Source organism: Flavobacterium sp. XGLA_31 (assembly GCF_051547105.1).
GTDB lineage: Bacteria > Bacteroidota > Bacteroidia > Flavobacteriales > Flavobacteriaceae > Flavobacterium.
Genome location: NZ_JBPTTM010000005.1, coordinates 38,199 through 53,943, shown reverse-complemented (window position 1 = coordinate 53,943; position 15,745 = coordinate 38,199). Strand labels below are relative to the sequence as shown.

General features: G+C 37.4%; 16 protein-coding genes. 8 read left to right on the top strand and 8 right to left on the bottom strand.

The window, feature by feature from the left end; all coding sequences use genetic code 11:
* Positions 1–21: 21 nt before the first annotated feature.
* Positions 22–783: a Kdo domain containing protein gene (locus ACSVH6_RS10155; protein ID WP_438078105.1), complete on the bottom strand. Its 762-nt coding sequence runs from the start codon at positions 781–783 to the stop codon at positions 22–24.
* A gap of 93 nt (positions 784–876) precedes the next feature.
* Between ACSVH6_RS10155 and ACSVH6_RS10150 the strand changes: the two genes are divergently transcribed.
* Positions 877–2,727: a DUF3413 domain-containing protein gene (locus ACSVH6_RS10150; protein ID WP_438078103.1), complete on the top strand. Its 1,851-nt coding sequence runs from the start codon at positions 877–879 to the stop codon at positions 2,725–2,727.
* 2 nt (positions 2,728–2,729) lie between these two features.
* On the opposite strand, the gene ACSVH6_RS10145 is transcribed toward ACSVH6_RS10150, so the two are convergent.
* A complete protein-coding gene (locus ACSVH6_RS10145; RefSeq protein ID WP_438078101.1) occupies positions 2,730–3,395 on the bottom strand; it encodes a class I SAM-dependent methyltransferase in 666 nt (221 codons plus the stop codon).
* A 96-nt stretch (positions 3,396–3,491) separates the two neighbouring features.
* Here ACSVH6_RS10145 and ACSVH6_RS10140 point away from each other — a divergent pair, with 96 nt between their 5' ends.
* The 5 genes from ACSVH6_RS10140 to ACSVH6_RS10120 all read left to right on the top strand — a co-directional run bounded on the left by ACSVH6_RS10140 (position 3,492) and on the right by ACSVH6_RS10120 (position 8,777).
* Complete coding sequence (locus ACSVH6_RS10140; RefSeq protein ID WP_438078099.1) at positions 3,492–4,448, top strand: hypothetical protein; 957 nt, start codon at positions 3,492–3,494, stop codon at positions 4,446–4,448.
* A 2-nt stretch (positions 4,449–4,450) separates the two neighbouring features.
* A complete protein-coding gene (locus tag ACSVH6_RS10135) occupies positions 4,451–5,593 on the top strand; it encodes an acyltransferase family protein (RefSeq protein ID WP_438078097.1) in 1,143 nt (380 codons plus the stop codon).
* Complete coding sequence (locus ACSVH6_RS10130) at positions 5,590–6,159, top strand: L-threonylcarbamoyladenylate synthase (RefSeq protein WP_438078095.1); 570 nt, start codon at positions 5,590–5,592, stop codon at positions 6,157–6,159. The genes ACSVH6_RS10135 and ACSVH6_RS10130 overlap by 4 nt, the downstream gene beginning before the upstream one ends.
* A 78-nt stretch (positions 6,160–6,237) precedes the next feature.
* Entirely contained in the window at positions 6,238–7,656 is a 1,419-nt protein-coding gene (locus ACSVH6_RS10125; RefSeq protein WP_438078093.1) for a CCA tRNA nucleotidyltransferase, read from the top strand.
* 101 nt (positions 7,657–7,757) lie between these two features.
* Positions 7,758–8,777, top strand: a complete 1,020-nt coding sequence (locus ACSVH6_RS10120; protein ID WP_438078091.1) for a COX15/CtaA family protein — start codon at positions 7,758–7,760, stop codon at positions 8,775–8,777.
* On the opposite strand, the gene ACSVH6_RS10115 is transcribed toward ACSVH6_RS10120, so the two are convergent.
* The 6 genes from ACSVH6_RS10115 to ACSVH6_RS10090 all read right to left on the bottom strand — a co-directional run bounded on the left by ACSVH6_RS10115 (position 8,778) and on the right by ACSVH6_RS10090 (position 14,401).
* The gene (locus ACSVH6_RS10115) at positions 8,778–9,533 is read right to left on the bottom strand and encodes a LytR/AlgR family response regulator transcription factor (RefSeq protein WP_438078089.1); all 756 of its coding nucleotides are present in this window, start codon (positions 9,531–9,533) and stop codon (positions 8,778–8,780) included. It abuts the gene before it with no gap.
* Positions 9,534–9,547: 14 nt separating this feature from the next.
* Positions 9,548–9,862: a 2TM domain-containing protein gene (locus ACSVH6_RS10110; protein WP_438078087.1), complete on the bottom strand. Its 315-nt coding sequence runs from the start codon at positions 9,860–9,862 to the stop codon at positions 9,548–9,550.
* The gene (locus ACSVH6_RS10105; protein ID WP_438078085.1) at positions 9,852–10,166 is read right to left on the bottom strand and encodes a 2TM domain-containing protein; all 315 of its coding nucleotides are present in this window, start codon (positions 10,164–10,166) and stop codon (positions 9,852–9,854) included. The genes ACSVH6_RS10110 and ACSVH6_RS10105 overlap by 11 nt, the downstream gene beginning before the upstream one ends.
* Entirely contained in the window at positions 10,157–11,488 is a 1,332-nt protein-coding gene (locus tag ACSVH6_RS10100) for a 2TM domain-containing protein (protein WP_438078083.1), read from the bottom strand. The genes ACSVH6_RS10105 and ACSVH6_RS10100 overlap by 10 nt, the downstream gene beginning before the upstream one ends.
* Positions 11,489–11,493: 5 nt before the next feature.
* Entirely contained in the window at positions 11,494–12,114 is a 621-nt protein-coding gene (locus ACSVH6_RS10095; protein WP_438078081.1) for a tetratricopeptide repeat protein, read from the bottom strand.
* 145 nt (positions 12,115–12,259) lie between these two features.
* On the bottom strand, positions 12,260–14,401 hold the full coding sequence (locus ACSVH6_RS10090) for a TonB-dependent receptor (RefSeq protein ID WP_438078359.1): 2,142 nt from the start codon (positions 14,399–14,401) through the stop codon (positions 12,260–12,262).
* 248 nt (positions 14,402–14,649) lie between these two features.
* Between ACSVH6_RS10090 and ACSVH6_RS10085 the strand changes: the two genes are divergently transcribed.
* Both ACSVH6_RS10085 and ACSVH6_RS10080 read left to right on the top strand, forming a co-directional pair.
* Positions 14,650–15,045, top strand: a complete 396-nt coding sequence (locus ACSVH6_RS10085) for a hypothetical protein (RefSeq protein ID WP_438078079.1) — start codon at positions 14,650–14,652, stop codon at positions 15,043–15,045.
* 119 nt (positions 15,046–15,164) lie between these two features.
* Positions 15,165–15,701, top strand: coding sequence for an IS1096 element passenger TnpR family protein (locus ACSVH6_RS10080; protein ID WP_438078077.1), 537 nt, complete (start codon positions 15,165–15,167; stop codon positions 15,699–15,701).
* The last annotated feature ends 44 nt before the right edge of the window (positions 15,702–15,745 follow it).

Here is a 15,745-nt window from a genome sequence, read left to right as displayed (position 1 = left end):
AATACTATTTTTTCAGAAATTTTACTTCCAAAACTTTAAATTCTTTTTGATTCTTTTCTTGCGGTAGTAGCGGTATTGAAAATCGGCGGTCATTTTCCAAAGTGTGGTAAAGATTTTTTCTTCTGATTCGCCGGAAACTTTGGCATATTCATTACTCATCACCGCCACCATTTCTTTGTGTGGCGTTAAGCGACAAAGGTTTTTCATGCGCAATTCAAACGGCATTTCACGGTGGAATTCCATACGATTCAAATCGACTAAAAAGAAATCATAAGTACCCTGTTCATTCTTTTTTATCAGTGTGTTTCCGGGTGAATGGTCTTTGAATTCAATTCCTTTTTGATGTAACAAATACGAAAATCGGGTAAACTGGCGCAAAATGTTATCGCCATCAGGGTAATTCGGAATTTCAACCAATTCGCGGTAGGTCAAATCGGCTACCAAATGCTCGCTGACGTAATAACTGTCTTTCAATCCAATCCAATCCGTATGTTCTAAATAGGCTATGGGCTCAGGGGTTCCGATGCCGTTTTCAATTAATTTGTTGGCAAATTCAAAAGAGCGCCTCGCCTTCGATTTTCGGAAATACCGGTAAATAATCCGGTTGATGAGATGCGGAACTTTGAAGGATTTCACATTTAATGTTCTGCCGTTTAATTCGAAGAGTTTTATCTTGTTTCTTTTTCCGTCGATGAACATTTTACCGGTCGCAGAAAACTGCTCAAGCATAGAAATAACGTCGGATTGTGGTAAATTACTGTTCGGATTTAGGCGGAATTCCATCAACTATTTTTTTACAAATTTAATTAGATAATTTTCAAAATAACTAATTAGATTTGCAAATTAAGTTTAAAGTTTTCATTACATACAAGTTACATGGACATTACCAAAAGCAACCTGAAAAAACAACTCTATATTGTTTTTATTTTTAACGTTATTGTCCTGCTGATTATCTCTAAAAAGTACAGCGCTTTTTTTGAAAATGCCGATACTTTATTCACTAAGTTTTACTTAACGGTTACCACATTCAGTCACTTTTTTTTATTAGGAACTTTACCTATTTTACTGAGTTTAATAACCTTACTGCTCACTAAATCGAGACGATTGACCAAAGTCATTCACATTTTGTTTTCGGTTTTGGTAATTTTGATTATACAAATTGATTCTACCATTTTCGGGCAATTCCGCTATCATATTTCACCCATCGTGTTGAAACTGGTTTTCGGAAAACGCTCCGGAGATATCTTTCAGTTTTCGGCCATCAACATTATCATTTCCGTTTTATTTGTAGCCGGTTTAGTAGCATTACAGTTTTTCTTCTTCTTTTTAGCCAAAAAACTAGTAGCGAGAGATGTTAAACTGCGTATCAAAGCTACTATGGCTTTCTTTGTTTTTGCTACGCTTTTCAGCCATTTTGTTTATGCCTGGTCGGATGCCAATTACTATCGACCGGTGACTCAGGTGAAAAATGTTTTCCCAGTTTTTTATCCATTGACGGCTGACGATTTATTGGATTCGATGGGACTTGTTGACCAAGCCAAAGCCAAACGAAACAAAGAAATAGCCAGTACTGATTTCAGTAATAAAACGGTGAATTATCCTTTGCATCCGATTATTTCCGAGACTTCTCCAAACAGAAAAAACATTCTATACTTAATTATAGACACTTGGCGTTACAATTGTATGACGGAAGCGATTACACCGAATATTTATGCGTTTTCCAAAAAATGTCAGGTATTTGACAATCACATCAGCGGTTCAAACATGACTACCGGAGGTGTTTTTTCTCTGTTTTACGGGATTCCGGCCACCTATTTTGATACGTTTACCGGTCAGGAAATTGCGCCGGTTTTTATGAATGAATTACAGAAACAACAATACGATTTATTGATTTACGGCAGTTCCGGATTAGAGAATCCGCCATTCAACCGTAATGTTTTTGCCAAGGTTCCGAATCTGAGAGTTTTTTCAAAAGGAGAAACGCCATCTGAACGAGATTTGACCATCAACAACGAATGGATGACGGCTATTGAAAAGCGTAATACCAAGCAACCGTTCTTTGGGTATCTGTTTTATGATTCCGCTCACGGTTTTGATATCCCGAAAAATTATAATCTGAAATTCAAACCGTCCTTGGCTGAAGTCAATTATCTGGAAATGGATGATGATTACGACCCAACATTGCTATACAATCGCTATTTAAACTCGCTGCATTATATTGATGAATTAGTGGGTAAAGTACTGAAGCAACTGAAGCAAAAAGGCTTGTTGGAAAACACTTTGATTGTAATCACAGGTGACCACGGACAGGAATTTAACGATTGTAAAAAAGGATATTGGCAACACGGCGGAAACTTCTCCAAATATCAAATCAGAACACCTATGATGGTTTTTGATGCTTCAAAAGCGGCTAAAGTTTATCGCCATCAAACCATCCACTATGACATTACCGCCACAATCATGAAAGATTATTTAGGGGTAAAAAATGATTTGAACGATTTCAGTTTTGGAAAAAATCTGTTCGTACCGAATAAAAGAGATTATTTCATTTGCGGCTACAATCAAAAGTTTGCCATCATCGAAAAGAATAAGATTACCAATATTTATCCTTCGGGACTCTTTGATGTGACCGACGGCATGCTCAATCCGCTCAACGATGAAAACATCAATTACGATTTGGTTACCGAGGGTTTGAGCGAAATGAATCGTTTTTTCGTTAAAAAATAAGCTTATTTCTTAGAAGCTACCGTAGCATACTGCAGGTAGAAAATATCCATTTGGGTAAAGAAAAAAGGAATATTGTACAAGTATGGCTTAATCGATTTGGTTCGGTTGATTCCTTCATTTACCTGAACGTGGTACCCGGCCTCTTCATACATGCGACGGATGCTTTTTTGGGTATAAAATTTCAAGTGAGTGAAATCCATAATTCCGTGATCACAGTATTTCCAGTCTTTCCCGATTAGCAATTTGAACAGCTCGTTGTGGTAACGCATGTTAGGAATAGAACTGATTACAACGCCTTTATCGGTGAGTTTGTTTTTCAATTTGGCCAAAAAACTACCCGGGTCAAACATGTGTTCCAACACGTCGTTAAAGTAAATCGCATCAAAATAATTGTCGGGTAAATCATCAATAAAATCCTCGCACATACCGGTAAACACTTTGTCTAAAATGCTTTTGGCTGCTTCCGCTTCATCGGGCATCATTTCAATTCCCCAAAATTCACCTTGGTGTGTTTTCTTGATTTCTTCTATAAAACAACCGTTACCACAACCTACTTCCAGTACTTTTTTAGCATCTTTTGGCAGATACTTTAGCATTTCATAACGCACTTTGCTGTAATAATGACTGGGTTTGTTGTTGTAATCCATAATTGTTTTAATTTTTTTCAAAGATAGATTTTTTTGAATAAACCACTAAGGGTATTTTCAGTGCAAACAATTACTTAGCGGATATACCTATATTTGTACTCAAATTATTCCGGGTACATGAAAATTACACTAATCAGTTTTGACAATTGGGGATTGAACAAGCACATTGCCACAACCTTAAAGCAAAGGGGCCACGAGGTACATCATATTGATTTTCACAGTTTCAGTTATCAATATCCCAATGTGCTGCATAAAGTGTATAATTTTTTTCTGAAAACATTCTTTAAAAAGAACATCAAAAACATTTATTACGGTCGGGAAATCATTAAAAAACTCAACAGTTTTGGACAAAAACAAGACATTATCCTAACCATAAAAGGGGATTTCATCGACCCGAAATACCTTAATGATCTCAAGGAGTTTACCACGAAATCGATTGGTTTTTTCAATGACAACACTTACCGCTGTCCAAAAATAAAACGAGTAATTCCTTGTTTTGACGAAGTATATTCGTTTGAAAAAGAAGATTGTCAAACTTATGGGTTGCGTTTTGCTCCGAATTGGATTTACAGCCAAAAACCGGAAACGAAACCCGAATTTAAATATGATATTTTTAACATCAGTTCTAAAGACAAACGATTAAATACTTTGCTAAAAATCGCCAAAGATTTGAAATCAAAGAACATTCGATACAAATTCATGGTTTTGGATAAAGACACTTCAGCACAATCAGAGGATATTGAATACTTTCATACTAAAATACCATTGGAAGAAATGACTCAACTCATTACAGCTTCCAAAACATTGTTGGACATCAACCGTCATGGTCAAAAAGGTCTCACATTCAGAGTATTTGAAAGTTTGGGATTAGAGAAAAAACTGATTACTACCAATCCTGAAATCAAGACTTACGATTTTTACAACCCGAATAACATTTTGGTGATTGATGAAGAAAACCCAAATGTTCCGGTTGAATTCTTTACTAACGAATACGAGAAACTGCCCGAAGCGCTCTATTATAAATACACTTTAGAAGGTTGGGTGGACCAAGTAGTTTTTGGTAAAACAATATGAGCATGAGTGATTCCATTTATCTTTACCTGATTCCGGTTTTCTTTGTTTTATGGGTGACGGTAATTGCTGTTAACAAATTAATCCAACTGGAACTGACCCCGGTGAAATATCCCGAAATTGATGGTGTTCGTGGTTATTTGGCATTTTTCGTTTTTCTTCACCACAGTTACATTTGGCAACAATACCTGCACACCAAGGAATGGAGTGATCCCAACTCCAATCTGTTTACTCATTTCGGTCAAACCAGTGTGGTGTTGTTTTTTATTATTACCGCTTTTCTTTTTATCACTAAATTACTTGAAAGTAAAACCTATTTTGACTGGAATCATTATCTAAAATCACGCTTTTTCCGATTATTTCCAATGTACATTTGTGTGGTTCTGGTCGTGTTGATAATGGCTGGTAGTTATACCCATTGGGAACAACATGACTCCTTTTTTAATCTAATAAAAAGCATAAGTTCCTGGCTGTTTTTTACCGTTGCCGGCGCCAGTGATGTCAATGGTTTTAAGGATACGTTCCTGATGAATTCGGGAGTAAGCTGGACTTTGCCTTACGAGTGGATGTTCTATTTTTTGTTACCAATGTTTGCTTTGTTATTGCGAAAAAAAGTTCCGCTGAAAATTGTGTTGCTCTTTACCCTCGCGTTTTTGCTGATTCTTTATATCAACCAAGCCTCAATTCGACATTTTATGCCATTCATCGGTGGAATTGTTGCAGCTGTTCTACTGAAAAAATTTGATTTAAAACCAATAACCCAAAAGCCTGTTTTTACATTCATGGCATTGGCATTACTGACGTGTTCTGTTGTTTTCTTTGAAAGTGGCAGAAAGCCAATTCCCATTATTATTGCTACAGGTATTTTTATCATCATTGCCTCAGGAAATTCCTTTTTTGGTTTGTTGAGCAGTTCACTCTCGCGAAAATTTGGACAAATAACCTATAGTTTATACCTAATACATGGCACTCTTCTATTCATCATTTTCTATGGAATCATTGGTATTGAAAAGGCCTCCAAACTGAGTAATTTGGAATATTGGGGAATTATTGCCGCCACTGTAATACCTTTGTTGTTCCTAAGCCAACTTACTTTTAAATACATCGAATTGCCGATGATGAACTATATTAAAATTAAAAAATCATGAGCGATATTAACGCCGAAGTACACAAAGCTTTTGAAATTATTCAAAACGGAGGAATCATTCTTTATCCAACCGACACCGTTTGGGGTATTGGTTGCGATGCTACAAATGCGGAAGCCGTAAAAAAAATCTATGCCCTGAAACAGCGCGAAGAAACCAAGAGCATGATTGTACTGATGAACGGTGATAAAATGATGTACAATGTGTTCAAGGATATCCCCGAAACTGCTTGGCAAATTTTGGATTTATCCGAAAAACCGACGACCCTAATCCTTGATAATCCGCGAAATGTAGCCGCTAACATCATAGCCGAAGACAAAACTCTTGGCGTACGAATCGTAAAGGAACCCTTTTGTTTCAAACTGATGGAACGCATGAAAAAACCCTTGGTTTCCACATCGGCCAATATTTCGGGGCAACCCACGCCAAAATCTTTCAAAGAAATTTCACCCGAAATTATAAAAGGTGTTGACTATGTAGTAAATTTGCAGCGCGATAAAATTTGTGACAAACCATCAACGATTATCAAACTTTCGTTGGATAATCAGGTGAAAATCATTCGCAAGTAAATCAATTTGAAAATTTGAAGATTAGTTAACTTGAAAATTAACTGCGCTCTTCAAATCCTCAAATCTTCAAATCAAAACATGGACTACAAAAACGCGTTACACAATCCTATCTTTTCAATTATTGCAAAAGCAAGTCAAGAACTTAATGTTGAAAGCTACGTCATCGGGGGCTTTGTTCGCGATTATCTGTTGCAACGCGATTTTAAAAAGGACATTGATATTGTGGCTGTGGGAAGTGGAATTGACCTTGCCTTGAAAGTTTCCGAATTATTGCCGAATAAACCCAAAGTACAGGTATTCAAAAACTACGGCACTGCCATGTTACGCTACAAGGAAATCGATATTGAATTTGTAGGAGCACGGAAAGAGAGTTATGCTGAACACAGTCGGAATCCGATTGTAGAAAACGGCACTTTGGAAGACGATCAAAACCGTCGCGATTTTACCATTAATGCCTTGGCGTTTTCATTAAATCAACATAATTATGGTGCATTGGTGGACCCGTTCAACGGCTTGTCCGATTTGGAAAACAAAATCATCAAAACTCCTTTAGATTCCGATATTACGTATTCGGATGACCCGTTGCGTATGATGCGTGCCATCCGGTTTGCGACCCAATTGAATTTTACAATTGAAGCGGAATCGCTCGAAGCTATTTCAAGAAATAAGGACCGCATTAAAATCATTTCAGGCGAAAGAATTGTTGATGAATTGAATAAAATTTTGTCGACAGACAAACCGTCTATAGGCTTTTTACATTTATACAAAACCGGACTGTTGGACATTATTTTACCCGAATTAACCGCATTGAATAATGTAGAAGAAATTGAAGGGCATACGCACAAAAACAACTTTTATCATACCCTGGAAGTGGTAGACAACATTTGTCCAAACACGGATGATGTGTGGCTGCGTTGGGCGGCATTGTTACATGACATTGGCAAAGCACCCACCAAACGTTTCAACAAAAAACAAGGCTGGACATTTCACGGACATGAATTTCTGGGTGGAAAAATGGTCAAGAAAATATTCGAACGATTGCACATGCCCTTGAATCATAAAATGAAGTTTGTGGCCAAAATGGTTATGCTCAGTTCAAGACCCATAGTGCTGTCGGAAGATATTGTTACCGATTCGGCAGTACGCCGTTTGGTGTTTGATGCCGGTGAAGATGTGGATAATCTGATGACCTTATGTGAAGCGGATATCACAACCAAAAATCCGGCAAAATTCAAAAAATACCATAACAATTTTGACATTGTCCGTCGTAAAATCATTGAAGTCGAAGAGCGCGATCATGTGCGTAATTTCCAACCGCCCATTTCAGGAGAAGAAATTATGGCCTTGTTTAACTTGCAGCCTTCTCGAGAAATAGGCGTTTTAAAAGAAGCGGTGAAGGAAGCCATTTTGGAAGGTGAAATCCCGAACGAATATCAGGCCGCTTATGATTTTGTTTTGGCGAAAGCCGAAAAAATGGGATTGAAGAAAGTCAGCTGATTTAAACCGGTTTAACTTGAAAAGGAATTAATAGATTTTTATAATTTGTTTAAGGCTAAAAAAAATAAAGCACTTTAAATTTGCAACTCAGCAACTCAAAAATGAAAAAAGATAAATCAGTCATTATTTGGCTACTTTCAGGATGTGTTTTGGTATTTGTAATGGTGGTCGTTGGCGGTATTACCCGCTTGACGAATTCGGGTTTGTCGATGACCGATTGGCATTTGGTGACCGATACTTTGCCCCCGATGAGCGAAGCCGCCTGGCAGCATGCTTTTGACGAATACAAGAAATTTCCGGAGTATCAAAAAATCAACATCCACAATGATTTTCAGTTAGACAATTACAAGTTTATTTATTTCTGGGAGTGGTTCCACCGGTTCATCGGCAGAATCATTGGCTTGGTATTCATTGTACCTTTTATTTATTTTTTAATCAAAAAGAGAATTGACAAAGCCACCTTACAAAAATGCTACATCCTTTTAGGGATGGGAGCTTTGCAGGGATTTTTCGGTTGGTTTATGGTAAAAAGCGGTTTGGTGGACAATCCGGATGTGAGCCATTTCAGATTATCGTTGCACTTAACCTTTGCATTTATCACTTTTGCCTATACGCTTTGGGTGGCATTGGATTTAATTTATCCCGAAAGAAATCAAGTCATCATTCCCCTTAAAAAACTGGCGCGCATTACCTTAGTTTTTCTTTTACTTCAAATAATCTACGGTGGTTTCGTGGCCGGGTTGAATGCCGGATTAATACACAACCATTGGCCGTTGATGAGTGACGGACAGTTCTTTCACGACAGTATTGCTTTGGAACAAAACAGCTGGTTACTTCGCTTTACCGAAGGCAAAAGTGGTGTACAGTTTGTGCATCGAACCATGGCTTATGTGGTGGTAGGCTTGATTTTGTTTTTGTACTTCAAAAGCAAAAAATACACTTTGTCAACGACACAACAAAAAGGGTTAAACGCATTAGTACTTATTGTTTTCCTGCAGTTTACCTTGGGGGTTTTGACACTGTTGTACAGCGTGCCTCTTTGGTTAGGATTAACGCATCAGGTAGTCGCTTTCTTTTTGTTGACAGCTATGACCTATACTTTACACCGATTTAGTAAATAGTTAGCCGAGCCATTCCTTAAAATCATTGACGCGTTCCCGCGCCACTATGACTTCATCGTCTTTGTAGGATGGCAATATCACTTTAAGGCGTGAATTGCTGTAAAGTTGAATTTCTTTAATGGCGGCCAGCGGCACAATGAATTTACGGCTTACACGATAAAAAGCCGTCGGATTCAATTCGGTTTCAAGTTGTTCCAAAGTCGTGTCTAAAAGGTAATCGCGATTCTCAAACGTATGCAGGTATGTGCCTTTGTTTTCACTGAAAAAACATTCCACCTCTTCTATGTTAACCATCTTGAGTTGCTGTCCCATTTTGATGGTAAAGCGCTTTTTGTAGCTTCTCTCGACCGGATTAACCAGCATTTTTTTGATCATTTCAAAATCGAGGGATAAGTTGGACGCGGCGATATTTCTGGCTTTGAATTTATTGACCGCCGTTTCCAAATCGTCTTCATCTATTGGCTTCAGCAAATAATCGATACTGTTGAGTTTGAACGCCCGCAAAGCGTATTCGTCATAAGCCGTGGTAAAAATGACGGCGCTTTTAATAGTAATCGTTTCAAAAATCTCAAAGGAAAGACCGTCCGAGAGTTGGATGTCTAAAAAAATCAAATCGGGGTGCTCGTTATGAGAAAACCAATGGATGGCTTCTTCTACGGAGTGAAGCAACATGTTGACTTGCAACCCTAATTTTTCGACCTTGCGCTGCAACAATCGGGCAGCAGGTTTTTCGTCTTCGATGATGATGATGTTCATTAGTTATCCGAAATTTATTCCCATTTATTGTTTTTCTCTTTTTCCATGAGTTCGTTGATTTTTCGGTCTTCCCATTCTTTACTCAGCATAAAGGCCGGCATGAAAACCGAAAAGCCGTGTGCTGCCAATCCGATGCCCCAAAAAAAAGCCGTCGAAAAATTCCGCAATGCCAAATAATCACCGTGTGACGCGCGAACATTGGCGACATAAATAAAGATATTTACGAATACAAACACTAGCAAGTGCATGTAAAAGCCTTTGATTCTTTTTACTCGTTTTACCGCCTGTTGGTATCGTAATTCTTCACTGTTGTAGGGATTATTTTCCATGATTTCCTCTTTTTTCTTGATCCATAAATTCTTTGAGTTTGCGCTCTTCCCAGTCTTTGCCCAGAAATGGCGTGTAGTCAAAGGCTTTCATGCCGTGAAACGCCAATCCGATTCCCCAACCCAGCATCGGCCAAAAGAACCACAATTCTTCGGGAGTATATTTGAGGTTGATGAACAGCAAAAACAAATTGACAACGATATAGGAAATCAAATTGCCGTAAAAACCTTTTATTTTTTCGACTTTCTTTTTGGCTTGTTGGTAGCGCTCGTATTCTTGTGTATTGGTCTGCATGATTACTTCCATTTATTTTGTTTGTCTTTGTTCAGGATTTCCTGTATCTTTTTTTCTTCCCATGATTTTCCATAGCCAAAAGTTTCTAAGGCGTGGAATAACAATCCCATTCCCCAGCCGCACATAGGGAACCAAAACCACTGAAAACCGCCACTTCTGAGGTTGATGAAAATCAAAAACGGAATGACGAAACAGTAGGAAATTAAATTGCCGTAGAAGCCTTTGAGTTTTTCTACCCGCTCTTTGGCCCGAATGAAAGCCATGTTTTCGTTGTAAATATTTTGAGTTTCCATAAAAGCGATTTGTTTGGTTAAAATTGGAATTTTCACTTTAAAACAATCGGTGGTTTCTTCTATCAAAACTTTGCGTTCCGAAATTAAACCATAGCGATTTACAATATTTTGCAGGCCGACCCCTCTCCTGTCTTGCAGTACTTCTTTCTTTTGCAAATTATTTTCAACAATCAGGTAATTGTTTTCGATATAAATTTTGATGTGTAAGGGTTTTTGCTCACTGGCAATATTGTGCTTAATGGTGTTTTCCAACAACAACTGCAACGAAAGCGGAACTACTTTTGCCTCGGAATGGTCATAATTAGTTGGCACTTCATAAGTAATGCTGTTCTCAAAGCGCATTTTGAGCAGGTTCATATAGGTTTTGGCGAAAGCCAATTCTTCTGAAACCGAGACCAGCTCTTTGTCTTTTTGCTCCAACACATAACGGTAAATTTTAGACAGCGACGTGGTAAACTTTTGCGCGTTATCCGGATTTTCTTCAATCAGCGAACTCAATACATTCAGACTATTGAACAAAAAATGAGGATCGATTTGATTCTTTAAACTTTCAAACTGAGCCGAAGCGGTTCCGGCTATTATTTTTTGTTCCTTGACCTTGCTGTCACTATACGCTTTGTAAAAATAAAACGCATAAAACGACAACGAAACGATAATGGTAATAACCAAAGAAAAAATGTAATTGGCCGGCGTTTCATGAGCGATGAATGCCTGAAATGTATTTTGCTTTATGATTACTTCTTCAAAGGCGCGCAACAAGAAAATAACAACCAATGTTAACGCAAAAGAACTCAGGATGCCAACAATTATTCGTTTCAATGAAAAACGGCTGTTTTGAAAAACCCGGTCAAGATAATGAAACAAGGCCCAGTTGCTGAAGGAAAGTGAAAACGTATACAATGCCGTATAGCCAAAATAAATCCATAACTTGCTGTTGAAATGAAATTCGCTCCCAAAAATGACATTCAAAACCTGTATCACTACAAAAATAATGACCGTCAACACTATGGTTTTCACCAATATCCTGAAGAATCGTTGCATCTGTTTTATTTGCAGTTTTTAAGGGTTTGCTCAGCTCTTTCCAATCCCCAGTTCGGATGAAAAGTGGACTCCGGTTTAAATTTAGCAAATAAATCTATCGACTTAGCAACTTGCTCACACAATGGTTTAGTATCGGCGCCGGTCCATCGGGCACTGTTGATTTCAAAATCTGCTTTACAGAATACCACTCTGGGATTTTCGGGAGCAATTGCCAGGGCTTTATAATACTGTTCCATCGTTTTACCGGAATATTTCATGCCGTTCGTCATAGGATCCTGAACAATTAAAGCGGTGTATAACATCGCCTGCAAAACCATGATTTCAGGGTTATTTGGGCTCAGCACACCGGCATTATCAATTGCGCTTTGTGCTTTGTCTAACATGGCCGGCACATTGTCTTTATTAGCCGGATTGAAAGAAGCCGTTACATTGACCATACCAATATAATAATTAGGTAACCAATTGCTTTTTTCTGCCGAAGCTATTCTTTCAAACATGGCTGTGGCATCTTCTGTTTTGCCTTCTTTCCATAGTAACATGGCTTTGCCCATTCCCTGTTCGTACTGGCTTTGTGCCGTTACTAAAGAACAGATAAAAAGCGTAAAGGCGGTAATGATTGTTTTCATGATTTTAAATTTAGATTGATTTTTTATTGATTGAAACTCTTCTTTATTGATGCGTCAAAAGTATTTCGATTTTTACTGCCTGAAAATTAATACTGACCGAATTGTTGATTTTGGCAGATGAATTGTCAACTTACTCAAGTACAAATTACAAATTTTTCAACTGATTGTCTTTTTTATTATCACTGATAGTCCAAAAGAATCCCACGAAAAAAAATCGGTCCGCCGTCGGTGTAATGGCTTTTCTTTCATAAACACCTTCATTATTAGGTGTATTGGCATATTGATAACCAAAAATATTTTGTGTCCCCAAAACATTGGAAACCGAAAAATACAGTATTTTTTGCTGTGATAACAAATAGGCCCAATTGAAACTCAAATTGCTGTAAGATTTGGTTTTACCATTCATAAATGACGCTTCATTCGGATTATTGTAAGGGCGTCCGCTGCTAAACTGTTGAGTAAAACCTACCTGTGATTTCCAATCCGAAATCCAATATTTGGTTACTACTGATATATTTTGATTGGATACAAAGCTCGGTGTTACAGCGGTATTGAAATTTTTATAATCTCTTTGGGTATCGATATAAGAATAAGAAACCCAATATTCCAGATTTTTAATGGTTTTATCATCACGCCAAAACACATCAAATCCTTTGGCATACCCTTGACCATTATTGTTAAATTGACTATCAAACTGTAGCTGTGCGGTATTGTATTTCACCAAATCTGTATACTGTTTGTAATATAACTCTGTTCGTAAAGTACGATTCCCTTTTACATATTGATAGTTAAAAATATAATGAGCCGCTTTCTCTGTCTTAAAATCGTTTGAGTATTTCAAATACTCTTGTTTAGGAGCCTGCTCAAAATTTCCATAGGCGAAAGACACTTGACTGTTTTTTGATATTTTATAGGCCAATGAGGCTCTGGGAGAAATACTGCTTTGATGAATATAATCGTTATTTGAAGCTCTTACTCCCGCTTTAATCGCGAATTTTTTGGAAAAGTAAACATCCATTTCAGTGTAAATCGCCGCAATATTGGCAGTATAGCCACGGTTAAATACCGTGTTGTAGTCTTCGTCAAATCGGGTAATAAAATAATCGCTTCCGGTATTGAACTTTACTCGTTCAGAGAGTTTCTTGCTCAATTTAAACTTCAAATGGGAAGCGTTTTCACCATTATGTAATCGATCAGTATTGATGTCTATTTTATTTTGACTGTATCCATAACTTAGTCCGGTAAAAATTTGCCAATTCCCTCCAAAATTCCCTTTGTACGAGCTGTTCAAATAAAAGTTGTCGTTTTTCAAATTAACCCGAACCGGCTCCGGCTGGTTGATATCCTCCTGATTCAAATCAAAATGGGAAGTATCAAAAGCTGCATACATTTTGAAGATGCCATTATTAAAGTTATAACGATACACCGTTTCTCCCGAAAGGGATTGGTATGGTCTATTCCAATCTATGTCTTGCGGAATGCCGGCCTGATAGGGTGCCAAATCAATATAAGCAGTATTCACACTTAAAGAACTTTTTTTCCATTTGCGGGTATTACTCAACCCGAGACCCACGGTCATCATTGAAATATCGGTTTTGTTCTGATCTGCTTCATCTTGTGTATTCAACAATAATACACTCGACAATGCTTCTCCATATTCGGCAGAATATCCTCCGGTAGAAAATGAAATACCACTAAATAAAAAAGGTGAAAACCGTCCACGGGTAGGCAAATTGTTTGTTGTTGCTCCATAGGGTTGAGCTACGCGAATTCCGTCAACAAAGGTTTGGGTTTCATCGGCTTCCCCACCACGAACAAACAAACGACCGTCTTCACCTACTGTTTGTGTTCCCGGTAGGGTTTGCAAAGCAGCGATTATGTTTCCGGCAGAACCGGCTGTAGTTACTATATCTAAGGGCTTTAAAACTGACACTCTGTTTTTTTCACCGGCACTGAAAGTTCCAGCAGATACCACTACGGCATCAAGCGTATTAATACTTTCTTTAAGTTTGTAGGTCTTATATTGACAATTATTAGCATGAACATTGATTTTTAAAGTTTCAAAAGCCAGATAAGTGATTACTAATATTTGGTTCCCATTAGCCATTGTCACAAAGCTGAAATGTCCATTATCATCAGTGTTATCACCGTCATAAGTACCTTCTATAAAAACATTGGCTCCAACTAAAGGATGATTCTTTTCATCGACCACAACTCCTGAAATGGTATTTTGTGCCTGAGTTGTCAAAGCAATCAGTAAAAACAAAAGAGTATAAATTGATTTCATCATAAGTGTTTTTTTGATAGACCAAAATTGTATCAAGATTTAAAACTAGACAATTTTAATTTACCGAATTGTTATTTTTTGAGGATGAAGTGTTTTTCAAAAAGCTACTATAACTATTATTTGATAAATACTTTTAAATCCATCCTAAACCTTAAACAATTCTTAAAAAAACCAATCTCTTTAACACAAAAACCAAATTAAAATCATTAGACTTGCAATACCAATAAAACAAAATACCACAAAAACTTATGAAAATAATCAAGTCGCTCTTTGCTTTTGCAACGCTATTCGCATTGAACTCAAGCTCAGCTCACTCTATTATTGAGCAATGGCCACAGATTAAAGCGTACCACGAAATCATTTCGAAAACCTACCTCGCTTCCGAGGAAGGAAACATGGAACACATTAAAAAAAATTACGGACAATTACTTGAAAAAGCTGAAGAATTATCCGTTGAAACTATGCCCGAAGCGTATCGAAATCCTAAAACAATAGAAACTCTTTTGGTTTTGAAAAAGCAAACTGCAATGATGAGTCAACTCATTGAGGAAAAAAAAGATGATACCCAAATCAAGCAGGCACTAACCTCTTTACACGACACTTTTTACAAAATTATAATCATGTGTCAACCCGATAAAAAATAAAATTAGAGTCCGGCGCAATGCCGGTTTTTTTGTGCAAAATCTTATCAACAAAACCAGAATCCCAATCGTATTTCTAAAATTAAATTTTACCTTTACCAGCTCAAAAATAAAGCACGATTATGATTTATAAATTCAGAGCAATTCTTGATGCCGAAGAGGATGTTTTCAGAGATATTGCTATTCAGGATGATGCTACCCTAGAGGATTTACACAACGCCATTGTAAACGCTTTTGGTTTTGACGGTATGGAAATAGCTTCATTTTACACCTGTGACGATCTATGGAATCAGGAAGATGAAATTCCTATGTTTGATACCGGAGATGTAATGGGTGAGCAAAAAGTAATGAGTGATTACAGCCTAAATGAATTGCTGAACGAAGACCAAACGAAGATTATTTACGTGTATGATTTCATCAACATGTGGACCTTTTTGGTAGAATTGGCCGCTGTGGAAGAACCGGAAGCCGGGGCAACCTATCCCGATTTGTTATTTTCCCACGGTGAATTGCCAGCAGCGGCACCCGAAAAAGAATTTGAAGCCGAGAACGACGATTTCTATTCTGAATTTGAAGATGATTTAGACGAAGACGACTTAGACATGTTTGGCGGAGATGACAGTTTTGAAGATTATGGATTTGAAGAAAACTGGAATTAATTTTTCAAAGCAAAAAACAATTAAAAATACAATTTGTTAAGAAT